The sequence below is a fragment of the Rhodopseudomonas palustris genome (genome assembly GCF_003031265.1).
In the GTDB taxonomy this organism is placed as follows: domain Bacteria; phylum Pseudomonadota; class Alphaproteobacteria; order Rhizobiales; family Xanthobacteraceae; genus Rhodopseudomonas; species Rhodopseudomonas palustris_H.
The window spans coordinates 5,101,491-5,124,458 of the sequence record NZ_CP019966.1; the positions used below are offsets into that span (position 1 = coordinate 5,101,491).

General features: G+C 65.5%; 26 protein-coding genes. 19 read left to right on the plus strand and 7 right to left on the minus strand.

The window, feature by feature from the left end:
- The first annotated feature begins 20 nt into the window (after nucleotides 1–20).
- The 17 genes from RPPS3_RS23670 to RPPS3_RS23755 all read left to right on the plus strand — a co-directional run bounded on the left by RPPS3_RS23670 (nucleotide 21) and on the right by RPPS3_RS23755 (nucleotide 14,414).
- On the plus strand, nucleotides 21–923 hold the full coding sequence (locus tag RPPS3_RS23670) for a LysR family transcriptional regulator (RefSeq protein WP_107346229.1): 903 nt from the start codon (nucleotides 21–23) through the stop codon (nucleotides 921–923).
- Between the two features lie 126 nt (nucleotides 924–1,049).
- A complete protein-coding gene (locus RPPS3_RS23675; protein WP_107346230.1) occupies nucleotides 1,050–2,168 on the plus strand; it encodes a 4-oxalomesaconate tautomerase in 1,119 nt (372 codons plus the stop codon).
- A gap of 209 nt (nucleotides 2,169–2,377) precedes the next feature.
- Entirely contained in the window at nucleotides 2,378–3,406 is a 1,029-nt protein-coding gene (locus tag RPPS3_RS23685; protein ID WP_107346232.1) for an amidohydrolase family protein, read from the plus strand.
- 2 nt (nucleotides 3,407–3,408) lie between these two features.
- Nucleotides 3,409–4,104 carry a 4-carboxy-4-hydroxy-2-oxoadipate aldolase/oxaloacetate decarboxylase gene (gene ligK, locus RPPS3_RS23690; RefSeq protein ID WP_107346233.1) on the plus strand — a complete coding sequence of 232 codons (696 nt, stop codon included), beginning with the start codon at nucleotides 3,409–3,411 and terminating at the stop codon, nucleotides 4,102–4,104.
- Entirely contained in the window at nucleotides 4,104–5,033 is a 930-nt protein-coding gene (locus tag RPPS3_RS23695; RefSeq protein ID WP_107346234.1) for a DUF1932 domain-containing protein, read from the plus strand. Before ligK ends, RPPS3_RS23695 begins: the two co-directional genes overlap by 1 nt.
- 277 nt (nucleotides 5,034–5,310) lie before the next feature.
- A complete protein-coding gene (locus tag RPPS3_RS23700) occupies nucleotides 5,311–6,225 on the plus strand; it encodes an amidohydrolase family protein (protein WP_107346235.1) in 915 nt (304 codons plus the stop codon).
- A gap of 158 nt (nucleotides 6,226–6,383) precedes the next feature.
- Nucleotides 6,384–6,773 (plus strand): protocatechuate 4,5-dioxygenase subunit alpha, encoded by a 390-nt coding sequence (ligA, locus tag RPPS3_RS23705; protein ID WP_107346236.1) that lies wholly within the window; start codon nucleotides 6,384–6,386, stop codon nucleotides 6,771–6,773.
- Entirely contained in the window at nucleotides 6,773–7,627 is an 855-nt protein-coding gene (locus tag RPPS3_RS23710) for a class III extradiol dioxygenase subunit beta (RefSeq protein WP_107346237.1), read from the plus strand. Before ligA ends, RPPS3_RS23710 begins: the two co-directional genes overlap by 1 nt.
- A gap of 1 nt (nucleotide 7,628) precedes the next feature.
- Entirely contained in the window at nucleotides 7,629–8,588 is a 960-nt protein-coding gene (locus tag RPPS3_RS23715; protein ID WP_107346238.1) for a Gfo/Idh/MocA family oxidoreductase, read from the plus strand.
- A gap of 185 nt (nucleotides 8,589–8,773) precedes the next feature.
- Nucleotides 8,774–9,172: a hypothetical protein gene (locus tag RPPS3_RS23720; RefSeq protein ID WP_107346239.1), complete on the plus strand. Its 399-nt coding sequence runs from the start codon at nucleotides 8,774–8,776 to the stop codon at nucleotides 9,170–9,172.
- A 104-nt stretch (nucleotides 9,173–9,276) separates the two neighbouring features.
- Nucleotides 9,277–9,672: a phosphoribosyl-ATP diphosphatase gene (gene hisE / locus RPPS3_RS23725; protein ID WP_107346240.1), complete on the plus strand. Its 396-nt coding sequence runs from the start codon at nucleotides 9,277–9,279 to the stop codon at nucleotides 9,670–9,672.
- Nucleotides 9,673–9,773: 101 nt separating this feature from the next.
- Nucleotides 9,774–10,355 (plus strand): YqaA family protein, encoded by a 582-nt coding sequence (locus RPPS3_RS23730; RefSeq protein ID WP_107346241.1) that lies wholly within the window; start codon nucleotides 9,774–9,776, stop codon nucleotides 10,353–10,355.
- A 52-nt stretch (nucleotides 10,356–10,407) separates the two neighbouring features.
- Entirely contained in the window at nucleotides 10,408–11,079 is a 672-nt protein-coding gene (locus RPPS3_RS23735; RefSeq protein WP_107346242.1) for a hypothetical protein, read from the plus strand.
- Nucleotides 11,080–11,224: 145 nt separating this feature from the next.
- Nucleotides 11,225–12,193 carry an NAD(P)H-dependent flavin oxidoreductase gene (locus RPPS3_RS23740; protein WP_107346243.1) on the plus strand — a complete coding sequence of 323 codons (969 nt, stop codon included), beginning with the start codon at nucleotides 11,225–11,227 and terminating at the stop codon, nucleotides 12,191–12,193.
- Between the two features lie 158 nt (nucleotides 12,194–12,351).
- Nucleotides 12,352–13,125: a thioesterase family protein gene (locus RPPS3_RS23745; RefSeq protein ID WP_107346753.1), complete on the plus strand. Its 774-nt coding sequence runs from the start codon at nucleotides 12,352–12,354 to the stop codon at nucleotides 13,123–13,125.
- A 188-nt stretch (nucleotides 13,126–13,313) separates the two neighbouring features.
- Nucleotides 13,314–13,568, plus strand: a complete 255-nt coding sequence (locus RPPS3_RS23750) for a hypothetical protein (RefSeq protein ID WP_107346244.1) — start codon at nucleotides 13,314–13,316, stop codon at nucleotides 13,566–13,568.
- A 123-nt stretch (nucleotides 13,569–13,691) separates the two neighbouring features.
- A complete protein-coding gene (locus RPPS3_RS23755; RefSeq protein WP_107346245.1) occupies nucleotides 13,692–14,414 on the plus strand; it encodes a hypothetical protein in 723 nt (240 codons plus the stop codon).
- A 57-nt stretch (nucleotides 14,415–14,471) separates the two neighbouring features.
- On the opposite strand, the gene RPPS3_RS23760 is transcribed toward RPPS3_RS23755, so the two are convergent.
- On the minus strand, nucleotides 14,472–16,220 hold the full coding sequence (locus RPPS3_RS23760) for a hypothetical protein (RefSeq protein ID WP_107346246.1): 1,749 nt from the start codon (nucleotides 16,218–16,220) through the stop codon (nucleotides 14,472–14,474).
- A gap of 244 nt (nucleotides 16,221–16,464) precedes the next feature.
- Between RPPS3_RS23760 and RPPS3_RS23765 the strand changes: the two genes are divergently transcribed.
- Nucleotides 16,465–17,436: a peptidase gene (locus tag RPPS3_RS23765; RefSeq protein WP_107346247.1), complete on the plus strand. Its 972-nt coding sequence runs from the start codon at nucleotides 16,465–16,467 to the stop codon at nucleotides 17,434–17,436.
- Here RPPS3_RS23765 and RPPS3_RS23770 read toward each other — a convergent pair.
- From RPPS3_RS23770 to RPPS3_RS23790, 5 genes are all read right to left on the minus strand, one after another.
- Complete coding sequence (locus tag RPPS3_RS23770; RefSeq protein WP_107346248.1) at nucleotides 17,409–18,011, minus strand: DUF2478 domain-containing protein; 603 nt, start codon at nucleotides 18,009–18,011, stop codon at nucleotides 17,409–17,411. The two genes, RPPS3_RS23765 and RPPS3_RS23770, sit on opposite strands and share 28 nt — an antisense overlap.
- A gap of 146 nt (nucleotides 18,012–18,157) precedes the next feature.
- Nucleotides 18,158–19,279, minus strand: a complete 1,122-nt coding sequence (gene modC / locus RPPS3_RS23775) for a molybdenum ABC transporter ATP-binding protein (protein ID WP_107346249.1) — start codon at nucleotides 19,277–19,279, stop codon at nucleotides 18,158–18,160.
- Nucleotides 19,276–19,962 carry a molybdate ABC transporter permease subunit gene (gene modB, locus RPPS3_RS23780; RefSeq protein ID WP_107346250.1) on the minus strand — a complete coding sequence of 229 codons (687 nt, stop codon included), beginning with the start codon at nucleotides 19,960–19,962 and terminating at the stop codon, nucleotides 19,276–19,278. The genes modC and modB overlap by 4 nt, the downstream gene beginning before the upstream one ends.
- Before the next feature lie 146 nt (nucleotides 19,963–20,108).
- On the minus strand, nucleotides 20,109–20,882 hold the full coding sequence (gene modA / locus RPPS3_RS23785) for a molybdate ABC transporter substrate-binding protein (protein WP_107346251.1): 774 nt from the start codon (nucleotides 20,880–20,882) through the stop codon (nucleotides 20,109–20,111).
- 160 nt (nucleotides 20,883–21,042) lie between these two features.
- Nucleotides 21,043–21,834 carry a TOBE domain-containing protein gene (locus RPPS3_RS23790; RefSeq protein WP_107346252.1) on the minus strand — a complete coding sequence of 264 codons (792 nt, stop codon included), beginning with the start codon at nucleotides 21,832–21,834 and terminating at the stop codon, nucleotides 21,043–21,045.
- 98 nt (nucleotides 21,835–21,932) lie between these two features.
- Here RPPS3_RS23790 and RPPS3_RS23795 point away from each other — a divergent pair, with 98 nt between their 5' ends.
- Complete coding sequence (locus RPPS3_RS23795; protein WP_107346253.1) at nucleotides 21,933–22,142, plus strand: TOBE domain-containing protein; 210 nt, start codon at nucleotides 21,933–21,935, stop codon at nucleotides 22,140–22,142.
- A 44-nt stretch (nucleotides 22,143–22,186) separates the two neighbouring features.
- On the opposite strand, the gene RPPS3_RS23800 is transcribed toward RPPS3_RS23795, so the two are convergent.
- Complete coding sequence (locus tag RPPS3_RS23800) at nucleotides 22,187–22,756, minus strand: DUF2478 domain-containing protein (RefSeq protein ID WP_107346254.1); 570 nt, start codon at nucleotides 22,754–22,756, stop codon at nucleotides 22,187–22,189.
- Nucleotides 22,757–22,968: the final 212 nt, after the last annotated feature.

The following is a 22,968-nucleotide window of genomic DNA, read 5'->3' on the forward strand; positions in this document are numbered from 1 at the left end:
GGCGGGCCCGCGATCAGGCGATGAACCTCAAGCAGCTCGAATATTTCATGCATGTCGCCGAGCTCGGCTCGTTCAGCAAGGCCGCGATGGTGCTGGATGTCGCCCAGCCGGCGCTGAGCCGACAGGTGCGCGGGCTGGAGACCGAACTGCGCCAGCAATTGTTCCTGCGCAATGGCCGCGGCGTGGCGCTGACCGAAGCCGGGCGGCGGCTGTTCGATCACTCGGTGGCGATCATGCAGATGGTCGCGCATGCCCGCGAGGATCTCGGCGCCAGCCGCGACGCGCCGGTCGGCCGCGTCACCATCGGGTTGCCGCCGTCGATCGCGCGGCAACTGACGCTGCCGCTGATCGACCACTTCAAGCGCACCCTGCCGTCGGCCCGGCTGGCGATCGTCGAAGGCCTGTCGTCACACATCATCGAATGGGTCACCACCGGCCGCGCCGATGTCGGCCTGGTCTATAATCCGGACGCACAGTCCGGCATCGAGATCACGCCGCTGCTGCAGGAGCCGCTCGGGCTGGTCAGCTACGCACCCGCCGGCAAACGTCGCACTGCCGCAGCACCGCTGCCGTTCAAGGAACTGTCGAAATATCCGCTGATCGTGCCGGAACGGGTGCACGCGATGCGCCGGCTGCTGGAGAACGAGGCGGCGCTGGCCGGCGTCAAGCTCGACATCGCCTGGGAAGTCTCGAGCGTGCCGTCGATCATCGAATTGGTCTGCGCTGGCTACGGCCACGCGGTGCTGACGCGCAGCGGGGTGGCCGCTTCGCCGCGGGCGGCCGAGCTGGTGATGCGTCCGCTGATCGAGCCCGCACCGGCGAGCGCTCTTTGCCTCGTGGTGTCCGCGACGCGGCGGCCGACGCCGCTGGCGCAGCACAGCATGCGGATCCTGACCGACCTGGTGCAGACGCTGCCGACCTGATTCCGGCTCACGGTTTTCGGCACGGGCGGTTGCCATGCCGGAAGCCGATAGCTGTTATAGACCACCCGCCGTGGCGCCGGTCAGGCCGCCCGGCCAAAATAGCAATAACAATCCGGAAGGAAACGAATGCAAACCGCCATTCCCTGCCTGTTCATGCGCGGCGGGACCTCACGCGGCCCCTTCTTCAATGCAGCCGACCTGCCGAGCGACATCGCCACCCGCGACAAGGTGCTGCTCGCGGTGATGGGCTCGCCCGACCGCCGCCAGATCGACGGGCTCGGCGGCGCGCATCCGCTCACCAGCAAGGTTGGCATTGTTTCCAAAGGATCGAAGCCCGGCGTCGACCTCGATTTCCTGTTCGCCCAGCTGCAGCCCGACAAAGACACGGTCGATACCACGCCGAATTGCGGCAACATGCTGGCTGCGGTCGTGCCGTTCGCGCTGGAAACCGGACTGGTGAAGCCGCAAGGGCCGACCACCACGTTGCGGGTGCTGACGCTGAACACCGACATGCAGTGCGACATCACGGTGCAGACGCCGAATGGCCATGTCGATTACGAAGGCGACGCGCGGATCGACGGCGCGCCCGGCACCTCGGCGCCGATCAAGATCAACTTCCTCGATACCGCGGGTTCGGTGGCGCCCGGCCTGCTGCCGACCGGCAACGTCCGCGATATCATCGACGGCGTCGAGGTGACCTGCATCGACAACGGCATGCCGCTGGTGATGTTTCGCGCCGAGGCCGTCGGCCGCACCGGTTATGAGGGCGTCGCCCAGCTCAACGCCGACACCGAACTAAAGGCGCGGCTGGAGAAGCTGCGGATCGCCTGCGGCCACGCGATGCAGCTCGGCGACGTCACATCGAAGAACTATCCGAAGATGACGCTGATCTCGGCGCCGCGCGCCGGCGGCAGCATCTCGACCCGCAGCTTCATTCCGCACGTCTGCCACGACGCCATCGGCGTGCTCGCCGCCGTGACGGTGGCGACCGCTTGCGTGCTGAAAGGCAGCGTCACCGAAGGCATCGCGCAGGTGCCGGACGGCACCATCAAGCAGATCTCGGTCGAACACCCCACCGGCGAGTTCTCAGTCGAGATCGAGGTCGACCCGCAGAACCCGCAAAACGTCACCCGCGCCGCCCTGCTGCGTACCGCGCGCCTAATCATGCGCGGCGAAGCGATGGTGCCGGGCTCGGTGTGGGGCGGGAAGCAAGCCAGCGACGCATCGCTGCGGCGCGCGGGCTAAGACATCGAAGAATAGAGGACCAACATCGAAGCCCGCGCTGTTAGCACGAGCGACGCCACAACCACAGACGTCATGCCCGGGCTCGACCCGGGCATCCATCTTCTTCCGAGAAAGATGGATTGCCGGGCCTACGCCGCGCCGGAGGGGCTTCGGCCCCGCAGGCGGGTCAAGCCCGGCAATGACGGAGACAGACTATTCGAGGACACCTGATGATCATCGACATTCACGGCCACTACACCACCGCGCCGAAGGCGCTGGAGGATTGGCGTAACCGGCAAATCGCCGGCATCAAGGATCCGTCCGTGATGCCGAAAGTGTCCGAGCTGAAGATTTCGGACGACGAGCTGCGCGCCTCGATCATCGAGAACCAGCTCAAGAAGATGCAGGAGCGGGGCAGCGACCTGACGGTGTTCTCGCCGCGCGCCTCGTTCATGGCGCACCATATCGGCGACTTCAACGTCTCGTCGACCTGGGCGGCGATCTGCAACGAGCTGTGCTACCGCGTCTCGCAGCTGTTCCCCGACAATTTCATCGGTGCGGCGATGCTGCCGCAGTCGCCGGGCGTTGACCCTGCGACCTGCATCCCTGAGCTCGAGAAGTGCGTCAAGGACTACGGCTTCGTCGCCATCAACCTCAATCCCGATCCGTCGGGCGGGCACTGGACCTCGCCGCCGCTGACCGACCGGCACTGGTACCCGATCTACGAGAAGATGGTCGAGCTGGAGATCCCGGCGATGATCCACGTCTCGACCAGCTGCAACGCCTGCTTCCACACCACCGGCGCGCATTACCTCAACGCCGACACCACCGCGTTCATGCAGTGCGTCGCCGGCGATTTGTTCAAGGACTTCCCCGAGCTGAAATTCATCATCCCGCATGGCGGCGGCGCGGTGCCGTATCACTGGGGCCGGTTCCGCGGTCTGGCGCAGGAAATGAAGAAGCCGTTGCTCGAGGATCACGTCCTCAACAACATCTTCTTCGACACCTGCGTGTATCACCAGCCGGGCATCGACCTGCTCAACACCGTGATTCCGGTCGACAACGTGCTGTTCGCCTCGGAGATGATCGGCGCGGTGCGCGGCATCGATCCACGGACCGGGTTCTATTACGACGACACAAAGCGCTACATCGAGGCGTCGACCATCCTGACGCCCGAAGAGAAGCAGCAGATCTACGAAGGCAACGCCCGCCGCGTCTATCCGCGGCTCGATGCCGCGCTCAAGGCGAAGGGTAAGTAACCATGACCGTGCGGATGAACGATCTCGGCATCGTCAAGCGCAACATCGGCCGCGCCGACAAGGCTGCCGTCGAGAAGCTGTCGCGGTTCGGCGTCGCCACCGTGCACGAGGCGATGGGCCGCGTCGGCCTGATGGCGCCGTATATGCGCCCGATCTACTCCGGCGCGCACATCTGCGGCACCGCCGTCACCGTGCTGCTGCAGCCAGGCGACAACTGGATGATGCACGTCGTCGCCGAACAAATTCAGCCGGGCGACGTCGTGGTCGCGGCCTGCACCGCCGACTCCACCGACGGCTTCTTCGGCGACCTGCTCGCCACCAGTTTTCGTGCCCGCGGCGCGCTCGGCCTGATCATCGACGCCGGCGTTCGCGACGTGCGCGATCTCACCGAGATGAAGTTTCCGGTATGGTCCAAGGCGATCCACGCCAAGGGCACGGTGAAGGCGACGCTCGGCTCGGTCAACATCCCGGTGGTCGCCGCCGGCGCCCATATCACGCCCGGTGACGTGGTGATTGCCGATGACGACGGCGTCGTGGTAGTGCCGGCCGCGGTGGCGCAGATGGCGGCCGACGCGGCCGAAGCCCGCGAGGCCAACGAGGCCGAGAAGCGCGCCAAGCTGGCGAGCGGCGTGCTCGGCCTCGACATGTACAAGATGCGCGAGCCGCTTGAAAAAGCCGGCCTGAAGTACATCGACTGATGAGCAGCGCGGCGAAACAATGGCTGGTCGGGATCGTCGGCTATGGTGAGGTCGGCAAGATCCTCGCCGAGGATCTGCGCGCCCAGGGCGTCAAGGTCGCGGCCTATGACGTCAAGCTCGCCGACGATCGCGGCGGGCCGCTGCGCGAGCATGCCAGCCGCCACGGCGTGACGCTGACGACATCGCATGCCGAGCTCGCAGCGCTGAGCGACTTCATCATCTCGGCGGTGACGGCGAGCCAAACCGTCGCGGTCGCCGAGGCCTGCGCCGGCGCGATCAATCAAGGCACCTGGTTTCTCGACTTCAACTCCGCCTCGCCCGGCGCCAAGCAGCGCGCCGCCTCGCTGATCGACGGCGCTCAGGGACGCTATGTCGAAGGCGCAGTGATGACCTCGGTGCCGCCGTATCGCATCAAGGTGCCGCTGCTGCTCGGCGGCGCGCACGCAGCCGAATTGGCGCCGCTGATCAACACGCTCGGCTTCGCCGCCAAGCCGGCCAGCGACCAGCTCGGCGTCGCCTCGGCCACCAAGATGTGCCGCAGCATCATGATCAAGGGCCTCGAGGCGATGGTGATCGAGAGCTTCACCACCGCGCGGGCCTACGGCGTCGAGGACGCGGTGATCGCCTCGCTGCAAGAGACGTTTCCGTCGATCGATTGGGAGAAGCAGGGCGCCTATTTCTTCCAGCGCGTGATCGAACACGGCCGCCGCCGCGCCGAGGAAGTCCGCGAAGTCGCCGAGACGGTGCGCGAAGCCGGCCTGACGCCGTGGTCCGCGCAAGGCACCGCGGAGCGGCAAGCCTGGGTGGCTGACCTCGCCGACGAAGGCCTGTTCGGCGCCCGCGGCGCATCCGGCTTTGCGCGGAGTCCGGACTGGCGGACGGAGGCTGATCGGATTTTGGCGAAGGTGAAGGACGAGACGAAGACGTAACGCCGACGCCATTGACGGCTTGGCGGCAAAACTAATTGGCCGCGGCGCTGATGGCACCCCTCCCGCTTGCGGGGAGGGTCGGCCGAGCGAAGCGGAGGCCGGGGTGGGGGCCCCGGGCACTGTGCCTGGGGACCCCCACCCCCGACCCCTCCCCGCAAGGGGGAGGGGAGATGAGAGGCCGAGGCGAAACACTGACTGATTTGAACTGCTCACTTGAGCCCGCACCAACCCGAATTCGCGCTGAATTAGACCAACACGGACTGAGACGAGTAACCGAATGACCTTCGAAAAGACCCCGGGCTGGCTGGATTGGTACCAAGGCCCCTCGAAGCCGACCTTCAAGGTGCCGCCGGGCGCGGTGGATGCACATTGTCATGTGTTCGGGCCGGGCGACGAGTTTCCGTTTGCGCCGGAGCGCAAATACACGCCGTGCGACGCGTCGAAGCAGCAGCTATATGCGCTGCGTGACCATCTCGGCTTCGCCCGCAATGTCGTGGTGCAGGCGACCTGCCACGGCGCCGACAACCGGGCGATGGTCGACGCGCTGATCAATTCGGGGGGCAAAGCGCGCGGCGTCGCCACGGTGAAGCGCAGCGTCACCGATGCCGAACTGCAGGCGATGCATGATGCCGGTGTTCGCGGCGTCCGCTTCAACTTCGTCAAGCGTCTGGTCGACTTCACCCCGAAGGACGAACTGGTCGAGATCGCCGGGCGCATCGAAGAGCTCGGCTGGCACGTGGTGATCTATTTCGAGGCCGTCGACCTGCCCGAACTGTGGGACTTTTTCACCTCGCTGCCGACCACCGTGGTGGTCGACCACATGGGCCGCCCGGACGTCACCAAGCCGGTCGACGGCCCCGAGTTCGAGCTGTTCGTCAAATTCATGCGCGAGCACACCAACGTCTGGTCGAAGGTGAGCTGCCCGGAGCGGCTCTCGGTGTCCGGTCCGCCAGCGCTGAACGGCGAACAGAACGCGTATCGCGATGTCGTCCCGTTCGCCCGCCGCATCGTCGAGACCTTCCCGGATCGCGTGCTGTGGGGAACCGACTGGCCGCACCCGAACCTGAAGGGCCACATGCCGGATGACGGCCTGCTGGTGGACTTCATCCCCCACATCGCGACGACGCCGGAACTTCAGCGCAAGCTGCTGGTCGACAACCCGATGCGGCTGTACTGGCCGGAGGAGAAATAATTCACCGCCGTCATTGCGAGCCACCGGGTCCGGCCTTTGGCCGGCCCGATGACAAGCTCCGCGAAGCAATCCAGAGCACCGAGCACTGAGTTGGATTGCTTCGTCGCTTCGCTCCTCGCAATGACGAACCATAACCAAATTCCAGAGGAGACCCCGCCATGCCCCTCGACAAACCCTACAAGGACGTGCCCGGCACCACGATCTTCGATGCCGACATGTCACGCCAGGGCTATCATCTCAACCAGTTCTGCATGTCGCTGATGAAGGCCGAGAACCGCGCCCGCTTCAAGGCAGACGAGCGCGCTTATCTCGACGAATGGCCGATGAGCGAGGAACAGAAGCAGGCGGTGCTGGATCGCGACCTCAATCGCTGCATCGCGCTCGGCGGCAACATCTACTTCCTCGCCAAGATCGGCGCCACCGACGGCAAGAGCTTCCAGCAGATGGCGGGCTCGATGACCGGAATGACCGAAGAGGAATATCGCAACATGATGGTCGGCGGCGGCCGCCCGATCGAGGGCAATCGCTACGTCGGGGAGAAGAAGTAATGGCCCGTATCACCGCCAGCGTTTACACCTCGCACGTGCCGGCGATCGGTGCGGCGATCGACATGCAGAAGACCGGCGAAGACTACTGGAAGCCGGTGTTCAAGGGCTACGAGTTCTCCAAGCAGTGGCTGAAGGACCAGAAGCCCGACGTGATCTTCCTGGTATTCAACGATCACGCCACCGCTTTCAGCCTCGACCTGATTCCGACCTTCGCGATCGGCACTGCGGCCGAGTATCAGCCGGCCGACGAAGGCTGGGGGCCGCGGCCGGTGCCGAAGGTGATCGGCCATCCGCGGCTCGCCGGTCACATCGCCCAGTCGGTGATCCAGGACGATTTCGACCTGACCATCGTCAACAAGATGGACGTCGACCACGGTCTCACCGTCCCGCTCAGCCTGATGTGCGGTGAACCGCAGGCGTGGCCGTGCCCGGTGATCCCGTTCGCCGTCAACGTCGTACAGTATCCGGTGCCGTCGGGCCGGCGCTGCTACATGCTCGGCCAGGCGATCGGCCGCGCCATCCGGTCCTATGACGAAGACCTCAACGTGCAGATCTGGGGCACCGGCGGCATGAGCCACCAGCTCCAGGGGCCGCGCGCCGGCCTGATCAACCGCGAATGGGACAACGCCTTCCTCGATCAGCTGATCGCCGATCCGGAAGGCCTGTCACAGAAGCCGCATATCGATTACGTCCGCGAGGCGGGCTCCGAGGGCATCGAGCTGGTGATGTGGCTGATCGCGCGCGGCGCGATGAGCGATGTCGCAGGCGGCCCCAAGCCCAAGGTCGCCCACCGTTTCTACCACGTCCCGGCCAGCAACACTGCGGTCGGCCACCTCATTCTGGAGAACGCCTGACATGGCAAAGACGATCAAGGTCGCCCTCGCGGGAGCGGGTGCGTTCGGCATCAAGCATCTCGACGGCATCAAGAACATCGACAGCGTCGAGGTGGTGTCGCTGATCGGGCGCCGGCTGGAGCCGACCCAGGAAGTCGCCAAAAAGTACGGCATCGAGCACGTCTCGACCGAACTGTCCGACGCGCTGGCAATCAAAGAGGTCGATGCGGTCATCCTCTGCACGCCGACCCAGATGCATGCGCAGCAGGGCATCGACTGTCTGCGCGCCGGCAAGCACGTCCAGGTCGAAATCCCGCTGGCGGATTCGCTGGCGGACGCGCAGGCGGTGGTCGATCTGCAGAAGCAGATCGGCCTGGTGGCGATGTGCGGCCATACTCGCCGCTTCAATCCGAGCCATCAGTACGTCCATAAGAAGATCAAGGCCGGCGAGCTGAACGTCCAACAGATGGATGTGCAGACCTACTTCTTCCGCCGCACCAACATGAACGCACTCGGCCAGCCGCGCAGCTGGACCGATCACCTGCTGTGGCACCACGCCGCCCACACCGTCGATCTGTTCGCCTATCAGGCCGGCTCGCCGATCGTGAAGGCCAACGCCGTGCAGGGACCGATCCATCCCGATCTCGGCATCGCGATGGATATGTCGATCCAGCTCAAGGCCGCCAACGGCGCGATCTGCACGCTGTCGCTGTCGTTCAACAACGACGGCCCGCTCGGCACCTTCTTCCGCTACATCTGCGACAACGGCACCTACATCGCCCGCTACGACGATCTGGTGAACGGCAAGGAAGAGAAGATCGACGTCTCCAAGGTCGATGTCTCGATGAACGGCATCGAACTGCAGGACCGCGAGTTCTTCGCCGCGATCCGCGAAGGCCGCGAGCCGAACGCCAGCGTCGCCCAGGTGCTGCCCTGCTACCAGGTGCTGCACGACCTCGATCAGCAGCTCGCCAAGGGCTGATCCTGCGCACCTACTTCGCCGCATCGCTGCGTAATGGCCGGGCTCGTCCCGGCCATTTTGCTTTGAAGCGCGGACCGTCGGCGCGCACGCAGTCCGGCCTTGTGTTTCCGAAGTGGAACCTTAGCTGCATCATGACGGTTGTCTCGGCGGATTACCGAGACACAGCCGTCAGGCGGAGGATAAAGATGCAGAAGCGCAAATCCTTGTGGTCGTCGGGCGGCCGGACCGTCGCGATCGTCACCGCACTAGCGCTGGCCGTGCCGGCGCTCGAGCCGACTGCGGCATTCGCTGCCGCTCCGAAGACCAAGCTTCAAACCGCTGCACCGGCGACCGAGGCCGCGCCGCTGACCGATGTCAGCGCGCGCAAGCGCCGCTACGCCCGGCGTGGCGGCAACGGTAACGCGGCGGCTGCCGCCGCGTTTGTCGGGATCGTCGGCACCATCGGAGCGATCGCTGCCGCGCAGGCGCAGCGCGACGCGTATGAGAGCCGCTATCGCTACTACTATGGCGGCCCGGGTTATTACGGGGGACCGCGCTATTATGGCGCACCCTATGGCCCGCGACCGTACTACTACGGCTATTAACGCACCGAACTGACGCCCAGGCGCGATCATCCTGCCTCTAAGGTTGGATATCGCGCCTGAGTTGCGTTAACACGACTGACATCGAAATCAGCTAAGCTGTTGAAATGGCTGATTCGCTTGAGCGTCTCTATCAGGCCGTGCTCGCGGCGCGGGATCTCGATCCAGCGACGTCGCGGACGGCTCGGCTGTTTCAACGCGGCTCCGGCAAGATGGCCAAGAAGCTCGCCGAAGAGGCGATCGAAGTGGTGATCGACGCCGTCAACGGCAACCGCGAGGCGGTGATCCGCGAAAGCGCCGACCTGCTCTACAATCTCACCGTGCTATGGGCTTCGGCCGGCGTCCGCCCCGAGGACGTCTGGGCCGAGATGCGCCGCCGCGAGAATCTGCTCGGGATTGCCGAGAAGCTGCCGAAGACGCGGATCGGCAAGCCGCCGACGCCGCATGCCACCCGGCGCCCGGTGGTCGCGCAGGACGCCCGCGCGGTGCGCAAGCGTCACTGAACTCACGTCCTCTCTCCACTCGGCCTCCGGCATCCCGTTCTCCAGCATCTGTGCCTTTTGCGCCATGGACAAACCGGCGACGGAATGGTTGATCGCGCTCCATGCTGCGCAAAATCTACGACTGGTGCATCGACGCCGCCCACAAGCCCTACGCCCTCTGGATTCTCGGGCTGGTCTCGTTCGCGGAGAGCTCATTTTTTCCGGTGCCGCCGGATGTGATGCTGATTCCGATGTCGCTGGCGCGGCCGCAACGCGCCTGGTTCTACGCGGCGCTGTGCACCGTCACCTCGGTGGCCGGCGGCGTGGTCGGTTACGCGATCGGCGCCCTGCTGTACGACTCGGTCGGGCACTGGCTGATCCAGCTCTACGGCTATGGCGACAAGGTCGAGGCGTTTCGCGCCGGCTATGCCGAATGGGGCGCCTGGATCATCCTGCTCAAGGGCCTCACCCCGATCCCCTACAAGCTCGTCACCATCACGTCGGGCTTTGCCGGCTACGACGTCTGGCTGTTCATCCTGTTCTCGATCATCGCCCGCGGCGGCCGGTTCTTCATCGTCGCGGTCGTGCTGAACCGCTATGGCGTGGTGATCCGCGAGCAGATCGAGAAGCGGCTCGGCCTGTGGGTGACGATCGGCGCCGTGGTGCTGGTGCTCGGCTTCGTCATCGCCTTCAAACTGGTCTAGCGGAGACGGCGAATAGCCTTCTCTCCGCCGGCGCATCGGCGTAGGCTGCGCCATGCCCATCTCGAACCGCAGCTTGCGCTGGCGCCTCGTGCCGCGCCGCGTCGGCATTTTCACAGCCGCAATATTCGCCACAGCTCTGCTCGGCGGCCCCGCGCTGGCGCAGAATTACGCGCCCCCGCCGCCGGCCGACCGGCCTCCGCCGCCACCTCCACCGGCGCGCTCGGACAATCCGGGTCTGGTCGATGAAATCCAGAAGCTGCTGAAGACGCCGTCGTCGCTCCTGCCATCGACGTCGCTGCTGCCGTCGTTCGGCAGTGACAGCAAGGACGCGCCGCCGCCTCCGCCGAACCCACCGCCGCCGCCACCACCGAGTCCGGCAGGGCCACCTGCCTCGTCGCAGGCAGCTTCCCCACCGCCTCCGCCACCTCCCGGCGGCAGGCCGCCGCCCCCTCCGCCTGCGCCGCCTGCTCCGGCTGCGTCATCGGCACCGATCGTGCCCTCGATGGTCAGCGGACGTCAGGTCTGTCCCGCGGCGCCGGGCAGCGGTGCCGACTGCCAGGCCGCCGCAGACATCCTGTGCCGGTCGAAGGGCTATGGCGGCGGCAAGAGCCTCGGCGTCGATGCGACCGAGAAGTGTTCGGCCAAGGTGCTGATCCCCGGGCGGCCGCGCGAACCGGGCGATTGCCGAACGGAAAATTTCGTCACACGGGCATGGTGCCAGTAGTCCGCGGCTGATCACTGCGACGAAACGTGCGCTTGCGCCGAAACGCTACGAATTCGCCAAATCCCACCTTGCAGGTCTGTTCCTCGCTTGCTTTTGTGTCGCCGCGGCCACGCCGCCAAACACAACAAACAAGGAGAAACTCGAAATGCCCATGCCTGCGTTGTTCAAGGGCCGCCTCTCGGTCCCGGTGATCGGCTCACCGTTGTTCATTATTTCGGGTCCCGAGCTGGTGATCGCGCAATGCAAGGCCGGCGTGGTCGGGTCGTTTCCAGCGCTCAATGCGCGTCCCGCCGCACTGCTCGACGAGTGGCTGCACCAGATCAAGGAAGAGCTCGCCGCCTACGACAAGGCGCATCCCGAGCGTCCGTCGGCACCGTTCGCCGTCAACCAGATCGTGCACAAATCCAACAACCGGCTCGATGCCGACCTCGCGCTTTGTGAAAAGCACAAGGTCCCGATGCTGATCACCTCGCTCGGCGCCCGCGAAGAGCTGAACCAGGCCGCGCACAATTGGGGCGGCATCGTCTTCCACGACGTCATCAACCAGAAGTTCGCCCACAAGGCTGTCGAGAAAGGCGCCGACGGATTGATTCTGGTCGCGGCCGGCGCCGGCGGCCATGCCGGTACGCAATCTCCGTTCGCCTTCGTCACCGAAACGCGCGCCTGGTACAACGGCCCGATCGCGCTGTCCGGCGCGATCGCCAACGGCCGCGCGATCCGCGCCGCCCGGGTGCTCGGCGCCGACTTCGCCTATATCGGTTCGGCCTTCATCGCCACCAAGGAAGCCAACGCGGTCGACCGCTACAAGGAGATGATCACCACCTCCGGCGCCGACGACATCGTGTATTCCAACCTGTTCACCGGCGTGCACGGCAACTACCTGAAGCCGTCGATCGTTGCGGCCGGCATGGACCCGGACAATCTCGAGCAGTCCGATCCGTCGAAGATGAACTTCGGCACCGATGAGGCCGGCGAGCGCGCCAAGCCGAAGGCCTGGAAGGAGATCTGGGGAGCCGGCCAGGGCATCGGCAGCATCAACGACGTGCTGCCCGCCGGCGAACTGATCGCCCGCTTCAAAAAGGAATACGACGAGGCGATCGACCCGCCGCTGTGAGGCAATAACCGTCGTCTCCTCTGCTCACTCAGGTCATCGCGAGGAGTGAAATGTCGAAGCAATCCAGCTCGGCGCACAGCGCTCTGGATTGCTTCGCTTCGCTCGCAATGATCGGGAACAGCTTCGATCTCGTCAGCTCAGCTCGTGGAAGTCGCCGCATGGACTCCATCTATCGCATCGACGGCATCAATATCGAAACCAGCCCGAACGCAGCCGGACCGTGGGATCCGACGATGCAGCACGGCTCTCCGCCGTCTGCCCTGGTTACTTACCTCGCCGAACAGATCCCGACGCCGTCGCCAATGCAGATCTCGCGCGTCACCGTCGACCTGTTGCGCCCGGTCCCGGTGGGGCCGCTGACCTACCAAACCGAAGTGCTGCGCGAAGGCCGCAAGATTCAGCTCTGCGCCGTGCGGCTGCTCTCGAAGGGCGTCATCGTGGTCGGCGCCACCGTGCTGAAGATCCGCGTCGCCCCGCCGGATCTGCCGGACGATATCGAGCATCCGCCGCTCGACGTGCCGCATCCCGACGACTGCCCGGTGCTCGACCCCGGCTTCACCCGCAATCCGTTCGTCGGCGGCATGTCGCTGCGCAAGGTCTATGGCGGCTTCGGCGAGATCGGCCCCGGCGCAACCTGGTATCGCGCCGACCGCGCCCTGGTCGAAGGGCAACCGACCTCGCAGGCGATGCGCGCGGTGGTCGCCTCTGACTTCAGCAACGCGACCTCGTCGATCCTCGACTTCAAGCACTGGACCTTTATCAACGCCGATCTCAACGTGTTCTTCGCGCGGCAGCCGGTCGGCGATTGGGTGCTGCTGAACTCCGAGATGTGGTTGGGGCCGGACGGCGCAGGCATCGCATCGTCGAAGCTCGCCGACGTCCACGGTTATTTCGGCCGCGCGATCCAGAACCTCGTGGTCGAACAGCGCTGAGCTGACTGTGCAGGCCTGTGGATAGCAGGGATCACTCCAGGTATTTCAACGAGGCGGCCAAGCCCTCAGAATCAGTTTAACACCGCATTAACCATCCTGGCACATCAATAGGGCCGCCGCGATGCGGGGCCCTTTCGGCGACTGATCCTGCATCGTTGGCGTACACCACAGCCGAAGTGGACCTCGCCATGCTGCATGTCGAAAAGACTTCCGCGACCCTCGACGAACTCCGCATCCGGGTCGCTCACGCGCTGCATCGCCATCCGCTGTGCCGCGACGTGCGCTTCGAAATCGTCGGGACGCCGCGCACCCGCAAGGGCGGCAACTGGACGATTAGCATCCAGTCGGTCGCGCCCGACGCGCTGTGGGAAGCTTCCGAGATCGTTGCTGATATTCAGGAAGCTTATGAGCTGGCCGAGATGCCGATGTACGCGGCAGCCTGATCGACGGCCCGGGGCACGGAACCGGCGCCCCGCGGAACTGCTCATAGTTACCACTAACAGCCATATTTCCTCTGCATTCTTGCGCGATACGAACCTCCATTCGTCGCCGCGACGGAGATCAGCTTGACCAAGACCGTCACTCTTTCTGCGCTGGTGTGCGTGCTCCTGGCGAGCGCGTCCGCTGCCAGCATTCTGGCCCGCGCCAGCGTTCCCGCCGCGGGACTGGCCGGCGTGGCCGCGGTCGAGCGTCCCGTCAGCAACCGCGAATTCAAGGCCGACAAGCTCGAAGTCGCGCTGCAATCCGACGAACCTGAAGTCCAGGCCGCACAACAACAGCCCGCCGAAGACCAGACAGCCTCGGCAGACGTGACCGCGCCGGCCAAGCCGCTGCAACTCGCCTACGCGACCGATGATCTGCCGGTTGCCGCAATCCCGGAAGCCGCAGCTTCCGAACCGAGCGTCGCAGCGCCCAAAGCCGCCACCAAGCTGCCGCCGGTTATCGCTACCACTCCGGTCCAAAAGCCGAAGCCCAAGCCTGCCGCGAAAGAAGCGCTGCTCAGCGATGGCCAGATCGCACAGATCAAGACCCGCCTGAATCTGTCGTCGTCGCAAGAGTACTATTGGCCGTCGGTCGAGCAGGCGCTGCGCGCCATCGGCCGCAAGCTGCATGCGACCACGCGCGGCCGCGACAGCAGCACACCAGCGATCGATCCGGACAGCGCCGAGGTGCAGCAGCTCAAATACGCCGCGATGCCGCTGCTGTTCCAGCTGCGCGAAGATCAGAAGCAGGAAGTACGTAAGCTCGCTCGCGCCATGGGCCTCGAACAGGTCGCGCAGCAGATCTGAGGCGAGTAGCAGCCGGCGCGGACGTGCCGCTGATCCCGGCGGTTGGCCGACCCATCCCTACGCGGCGGATTCCTGACTGTCGCGCTCAGGCCAATCCGATGGCCGGCCGGGCACCAACTTCAGTCCTTCGACGAAGTGATCGACCCAGGTGCGGTCGACGAACGGCAGCCAATCCAGAAAGCGCTTGGAGAAGTTCGGCTTGATGGCGAGGAGCTCGTCGCAAGCGATCCGCGCCGCGTCGAGCTGCCCCATCCGAGCCAGCGCGTTGATCTTCAGAACGTGCGCGTACCAATAGGCAGGGCGCCGCGCGAGCGCCAGCGTGGCATGCTCGATCGCTTCCGGCCATTGTCTCAGCATGGTGTAGGCGAGCGCCAACTCGCCCAGCGAATAGAAGATGTTCGGATCGTTCGACGACAGCCGCATCGCGGTCTTGAGTTGAACGATCGCCCGATAGGGCTCACCCGCGAGGTTGAAACAGCCGCCGAGCTGAGCGTGCGCCAGCGCCAGGCTCGGCGTCAGCGTAATCGCCTGCTTCAGCAGGTTCTTCGCTTCGAGCGGATGCCGCAGCCACATCTCGGCGATGCCAGCCAGCATGAAGCCGCGGCCGTCGTCGGGGTCGGCCAGCATCGCCTGCTGCGCCAACTTGCGCATCCGCAGGATCTGATCCTGCGGCTGGCGGCCGGCCCAGATCGACCACGCCAGCGCTGCCGTCGCCTGGATCAGTGCTTCGGGTGAATTGGGATCGAGCGCCAGCGCTTCGGCGAACAGTTTCTGCGCCATTTCGGAATCGGCGCGCGTCAGCCGGTTGAGATGCCAACGGCCGCGCCAGATCAGATCGCTGACGCCGAGCTTGTCCTGCCGTTTGCCGCGAATGCGGATCTGCTCGGCGTGGTCGATCCGGCTTTCGAGCTGCGCCACCAGTTCGTTGACGAACTGCACGAGTTCGTCATGCCCCGCCGGCGATTGCAGCGTGAAGCGCCGCGACCACAGCGAATAGCCGGTGATCGCCTCGGCCAGCGAGGCCGACACCCCATAGGAGTCGTAGGCACGATACAGCCGGCCCTCGACGAGGTACTGCGCGCCGAGACGCTGGCCGATCAGCTTGCGGTCATCCCGTTCGGTGAACGAGAAGCTGGAGTTGCGCGAGATCACCGGCAGCCAGCGGATGCGCGACAGCCCGACGATCAGTTCCTCGCCGATACCTTCGGCCACGTAGTCCAGCGTCTCGTCCCCGGTGGCGTTGGCGAACGGCAGCACCGCAATGGCGGGCCGGCCGGCGAAGCCCACCGGCGGCGTCGAGATGTCGACGATATGGGTCGGCAGCGTCGTCGCGCCGCCCGCCACCGCCGAGACCACGACATCGTTCGCCGGCGGCACCAGCGCGTCGCGCTGCTCATGCAGCCATTGGCCGAATCCGCGCTCGCTCGGAATATCGAGACCTTCAAGCAGCTCACCGGCGGCCCGGCCGGGGCGCGCGGCGAACAGGTCGATGTCGATCAGATCGGTACGTAATCGTACACGATCGCGGTCGCTGAGCAGCAGCTCGGCGCCGTCCGCGTTCAGCAGCTTGCGCAGGTTCGATAGTTCGCGGCGCAGGCTGCCGGCAGCTTCTGCCTTGCGCCGACTGCCCCACAACCGATCCTGCAGCCAGCCGCGGGTGCGTGCGCCGTCACGCGACAATGCGAGCATTGCGACAACGGCGATGCCCTTCTTGCTGGTGATCTCGACCCGGCGCCCGTCCGGCGCCGTGAGCTCGAAGGGTCCAAGCAGCCGAAGCGCATATCGCTCCGAATTCGCCGCCGTCATCCCGTATCCTTCCTGCCTCTCCGGTCAAAATAGCACTTTTCACGCGTCTATCACGCCATTTTCACGCTAGAGGCCGATCGATAAGGAAGCGGAACTAGACCCAATAAGGGAATATGCAAGATGTCTCTTGACCAATTGAAAAATTGAGAAACAAAGAGAAGCATTACCGTCGGTTGCAGCGGGCGAGCGAGCAACGACATGCGAGTGCATCGTATGTGAAACGGCGGAAGATACGGGCGGGGTTATGGTTGGCGTGTCTGGAAGCGAGCTCCACCAGGAGCTTCTGTTCGCGTTCGGCGGCGGCGAGCGCGATGTTACCGTGGCGCTGCTCGACGGATTGGTCGACCGCACCCATGATTGTTTCATCGGCGCGCCCCTCAAGCCCCTCAACACCGCAGTCGCCCAGCACACCGGCGACGACGCCCCACCAAGCGCACAAGCTACCCATCTGGCCAGCCTCCTCTTCGGGCAACCCTGCCGGTCGGTGGAGGGCATCGCGCCGATGTGCCGCGGGCTATTGGCACCGATCTTCAGTGATGCCCGATCGGTGTGCGGACAGGCCGATCTGGCCGACGCGATCACGCGGGCGCTCGATCATGGAGCCGACATCATCCTGATTGGTGCCGGAGCGTTCGAACGCCCCTGGTATCCGGGCTTCGCCTTGGCGGACGCGGTCGCCAAGTGCAACGCCAGCAAGACGCTGATCGTCACCAGCGCCGGCAGCAAAGGTTGCACCACGCTGCTCCGTCGTTGCGGCGCTTTGAACTTGCTGCCGGTCGCAGCCCTCGACAGTGTCGGCCAGCTCCTCGGCGGCCAATGCCGCGACCTCGGCGACATCGGAATCGCCATTCCCGGCACCAGCGTATCCGGCGCGGCCTTGGAAGGCCGAGTGGTGCAGCGAAGCAACCCAAATGTGGCGGCGGGGATGGTGGCGGGGGTGGCGGCGGTTTTGTTGGGGGTGTTGTGCAGGGCGGGCGGGGCGCGCGATCCAGGGGCGGTCGCCGAGGCGATCCGGATGACCGCGACACCGCGGGGCGCGCTCGGCGGATCCGATTACCCGGCGACCTGGACCGGCCGCAAGAGCCTGGAGACCGCCGCCGCCTACCTGACGGGGCGCTACGAGAGCGCCTACGCGTCCAGCCTGTTTGAAACCTGGTATCGCGCCCGGGCGGGCGCGACCCGGTCGGATCACGCCGCGTTTCGCCCGCGGGCGTGATCCTGCCACCACGCTTCCAGCGCATCCGCCTCCGGCGGCAGCGACACCGACAGCCCCTGGGCGAAATCTTTCCAGACGTCCTCGGCCTTCGGCGTCACCACGCAGGCCACCGGCACGCCGGCCGCGATCGCCGCCTGGAACGCCGACATCAACCCGCCGCGCACCGCCTCCTGGCCGCCGAACCGGCTCAGCACCACCAGCGCCGGCTTGCGCGCCACCGCGCGTTCGACCGCCCCTGCGGCCAAAGCCAGCGATGACGAATTGAGATTGCAGGCCTGCGATCCCGAGCCGAGATCCTGATGCATCGCATAGCGATCGCCGGTCGCGATATCGATCAGCTCGCTGCGGCACTCGCAGCCCTCGTGGCCGCCGCCATGGCCTTCACCGTGACCATGCCCATGCCCGTGTCCCTGATGACCGCGGCCGGTATCTTCCGGCGGCACGATCACGCCGACGACATCGATGCCCTCGGCCTTGCGGCGCAGCGCAAACGCGGTGAGTACGTCGGCGGCCGGCGTCCCCGGGCCGCCGCGCAGCGCCGCGATCGGCATCAGTTGGTTGCTTTCGAACGACATTGTCGATTCTCCTCCATGAGATACGGACGTACGTCGTCGCTGACCCGACACGACTGGTAGTCGCGTAGTCGCCAGCGCCGCCGTTGCAGCGATCAGGAAAGAGAATGCGAAGTTCGTGCCGGCTCGCGGCACGTCATCGCCGCCAACTACGCGTGGCCGTCACGTCCCGGCGCGAGCGCCACGCCCTTGATCTGCGCGTACACGTCGACACCTTCGGCGAGCCGGAGCAGATCCCATGACCGCCGGCTGAGCCGCGCCAACAGCCGGCCGCCATGACCTTCGCGGCCGAGCGCCAGCACCACCAGCATCTCGTTGGCGCCGACCGGCGAGGTGGTGACGATCCGCGCCGCCACCGCGTTGAGGATAGAGCTCGCCTGCGGCAGCTCGCGCGCCAGGCTGACGTCGCTCGCGGCGATCCGAACCCGGCGAAGCTCGCCGCTCGCGGCCGGCGCCGACGGCACCAGCAGGCGCCCGCCGTCGATCTGCAGCGTCACCAGACCATAGTTGGAATCGTAGCTTTCGACCTCGGCGTCGAAATTCACCGCGGCGTCCCGCGCAATCGCCAGCGGCAGCTTCGGATCGCTCTGCAGCTCGGCGAGCGGCCCGACCGCCAGCACCTTGCCGGCCTGCATCAGCACCAGATGATCGGCGAGCCGTTCGATCTCGGTAATGTCGTGGCTGACGTAAACCACCGGCAGCGACAGCCGCGCATGCAGCCGCTCCAGGAACGGCAGGATCTCGTCCTTGGTCAGCCGATCGAGCGCCGACAGCGGCTCGTCCATTAGCAAGAGTTTCGGCTGCGACAGCAGCGCCCGTCCGATCGCGACGCGCTGACGCTCGCCGCCGGACAGATTGCGCGGCGAGCGTTCCAGCAGCTTCGCAAGCCCGAGCAATTCGATCACTTCGTCGAACTCGACCGCATCGGCATGGGTCTTAACCGACTCATGCGGCGCGCCGTACAGCAGGTTGGCTCTCACCGACAAATGCTGAAACAGGCTGGCTTCCTGAAACACGTAGCCGATCGGGCGATGATGCGGTTTCAGGAAGGTCGTATCGTCCTGCCACACCTCACCGCTGACTTCGCAGCTACTTCCCGGCAGATGCTGCAGCCCGGCGAGGCAGCGCAGCACGCTGGACTTGCCGCAGCCGGAGGGCCCGAACAGGCCGGTGATTCCGGTGGCCGGCACCGTGAAGGCGGCATCCAGATTGAAGCCGCCGAGCCGGCCGCGAAACGCCGCCCGAATGGTGGGGGGTGACAGCGCCCTCATGCCCTGATCCGCGCAGTTCGTTTTTCCAGCATCATCATGGTGAGGATCACCACGAAGGCGAATGCCGCCATGCCGCCGGCCAGGATGTTGGCTTCACGCCACTGCGAGGTCTCGACGTAGTCGTAGATCGCCACCGACAGCACCTTGGTGCTTCCCGGAATGTTGCCGCCGATCATCAGCACGATGCCGAATTCGCCGACGGTGTGGGCGAAGCCGAGCACCGCGCCGGCCAGAAAGCCCGGCCGCGCCAGCGGCACCGCCACCGTCCAGAATGCCTTCAGCGGCGAGGCGCGCAGAGTTGCGGCGACTTCCAGCGGACGATCGCCGATCGCGTCGAACGCATTGCGGATCGGCTGCACTACGAACGGCATCGAATAGATCACCGAGCCGAACACCAGGCCGCCGAAGGTGAATGCCACGGTGCGACCGCCCCATAGCGCCGCCAGCGCACCGCCCGGCCCGTCCGGCCCCATCAGCACCAACAAATAAAAGCCGAGCACGGTGGGCGGCAGCACCAGCGGCAGCGCCACAACCGCCGCGATGCCTTCCTTCCACCACGCCCTGGAGCGCGCCAGCCACCACGCGATCGGCGTGCCGACGATCAGCAGGATCACCGTGGTAATCGCCGCCAGCTCGATGGTGAGCCACACCGGCTGCCAGATGTCGGGGGGAAGGCTATGCATACGTTCTCAGGACTGAGGTGGTGAAGGAAGCGAGGCCTTCGTCCGTCATTGCGAGCGAAGCGAAGCAATCCATGCGGCGAGCAACAAGCTGGATTGCTTCGTCGCTACGCTCCTCGCAATGACGGAGAGGCTTCAGCATGAGAACGTCAGCTCGCCTTCGGCGTGGTGACTTCGTAGCCGAACTTCTCGATGATCGCCCGCGACTCCGGGCCCTTGAGGAAGTCGAGGAACGCCTTGGCGGCGGCGTTGGCTTCGCCCTTCTTCAGCAGCACCGCGTCCTGGGTGATCGGCTTGTACAGGTTCTGCGGCACCATCCAGCGCGAACCGTCCTTGTCGCCGATCACCTGCGACAGCGCCACGAAGCCGATCTCGGCGTTGCCGGTCTGCACGAACTGATAGGCCTGGGTGATGTTGGCGCCTTCGACCAGCTTCGGCTTGAGGTCGTCGTACAGCTTCAACGCCTGCATGGTCTCGACCGCGGCGGCGCCATAGGGCGCGGCGGCCGGATTGCAGATCGACACCTTGGCGATCGACGCCTGCTTCAGGGTCTCTTCGCCCTTCACCACGCCCGGCGACTTGCTCCACAGCACCAGCTTGCCGACCGCGTAGGTGAACACGCTGTCCTTCACGCCGAGGCCTTCTTCAGCGAGCTTCTTCGGCCGCGCCGAGTCGGCCGACAGGAATACTTCGAACGGCGCGTCCTGAGTGATCTGGGTGTAAAACTGACCGCTGGCGCCGAACGACAGCACCACCTCGTGCCCGGTCTTGGCCTTGAACGCCGCGGCGATCTCCTTCACCGGCTCGGTGAAATTCGCCGCGACCGCGACCTTGGCGGAATCGGCGAGCGCCGGCACAGAGGCAAGGCCGGCGGCAAAAGCTGCGCCGAACAGGGCGAGCTTGAGAGTGGCAATGGCTTTCAAGGGAAGTCTCCTACTGGTTGAAGTCCGCAGTGATGGTGATGGCGATAAGGCGAACGGCACGACGCGGCCCAGGCCTCGTTTGGTGATCACGCCTCGTTTGGTGATGATGTCGCTCCGCTCGGAATGATGAGATCGGGACGAACATGGTCGCTGCATCGCGTCAGTCGATCGCGACGATGACGTGAGCGGCGTCGAACACCGCGCAGGCCGGATCACCGGGGGCCAGCTTGAGGTCGTCGGCGCTGCGCGCGGTGACCGAGGCCGCCAGCGTCTTGTCGCCGCCGATATCGAGCACGATCTCGGCGTTGACGGCCGAGACGTCGGCGCGGCGCACGATGCCGCGCACGCAATTGCGCGCCGAGACCAGCGGCGGCTGATGGCCCGGCGCGATCATCACGAACGGCGCCTTGATCAGCACGATCGCCTCGCGGCCGACCACGAGGCCGAGGCTGCGCACGCTCTCGGCGGTCAGCAGCGCGTAGATCGTGGTCTCGGGCGACACCGTCACGGCGACTTCGGCGCTGAGCGTATCGGCCTTGATGTCCGTGATGACGCCGCGAAGGGCGTTGCGGGCACTGGTCTTCATGAAGAATCCGGAGACGAGATTGATCGGGGTGATGCCGCTGCCGGCGAGTTCGGGCTCGAGGTTGCGGAACACCCGCGCCATCTCGGCCTCGAGCCGGCCGAAAGCTTCGATCACCTTGACGCCGGTCGGGGTCAGTTGCGCGCCGCCGCCGGCCTTGCCGCCGGTGCGGGTCTCTAACAGCGGCCGACCAAACAGGTTGGTCATCGCGTCGAGCGCGTCCCAGGCGGCCTTGTAGCTGAGGCCCGCCGCCTTGGCGCCGGCGGTGATGCTGCCCTCGCGCGCCACCGCCTGGAGCAACCGGATGCGGTCGCGGCCGACCCCGGAAATCTCCTTCGTTTTCAGTGTGACGGTTGCCTCTATGGACATCCAGGCAGCCTCGTCATTTGGTCGGACTGGTCGTCATGTGCAGGAACTATATAACGGTAAACCCGATCCGGCCAACCTCAACGAAGGAGACGAGAGCCATGAAAATCAGCGCCCGCAATCAGCTCAAGGGCACCATTGTCGACGTCATCAAAGGTGCGACTACTTCGCATGTGCGCATCGACATCGGCGGCGGAGCGATCGTAACTGCTTCGATTACCAACGAATCCGCGGAAGAACTGAAGCTCGCCAAGGGCCAGCCCGCGGTGGCCGTGATCAAGGCTTCGGACGTGCTGGTCGCCGTCGACTAAGCCGGTCGCGACCGCTTCAAGCGACAACAGGTCGCGCCCACCCATTACTTCAGTGCCTCGCAGATGCTGACGTGAGGGTGGGCGGGACGGCGGAAGCTGCGGCCATGCAGCTTGCCCCACCATTGATCGAGCGCGCGCCGCTCGCATTTCAGCCGCACGCTCATGCCGTCGGCGAATTTGATCCAGGCATCGAAGCGATGGCTCGGCACCGCGATCACCAGCGGGACGTCGGCGCTCAGCGCCTCGACGATCAGATGCAGCAGGCCTTTGCCCTCGGTCTCCTGCTGGCCGAACCGATTGATGATCAGAAGGTCCGCGCCCTGCGCCAGCGCGCACGCGACCCGCGCGCCGGCATCGAGCAGGCGGCTCGGATCGAGCCGGCAGCCTTCGGCCATCGGGCCGAGATCCTGATACAGCGAAATCTGCTCGCCGGAATGCACCAACCTGGCGGACAGCCCGCGGGTCTCGTCACCGCGCGGCCCGACCTGCACCAAGCCGACGGCGCGGTATCCCTGTGAGTTGAGATCGGCGGCGAATTCGCCCAGCAACCGATCCGGGTCCTCGCCGCGTTCATAGACCAGAGCAGCCAGATCGCATTGGGAGTCGAACGTCATCGGCCCATCGCCGCGGCTTGGCGGCGCTCCGCTGTCGAGAGAGCACGAGCGGCGGGCAGATACCCCTGCGTTCCGCCATCGTCATATATGGCAGTATATAACGATCCCGCGCCAGCAGAAATTCTGCTTTTGGACCAATGGAAAAGATGCGACCGAGGAGCGGATGCAAACGCAACTAGCACCGCCTGTTGTTTGGGCGATGCGTAATTTTA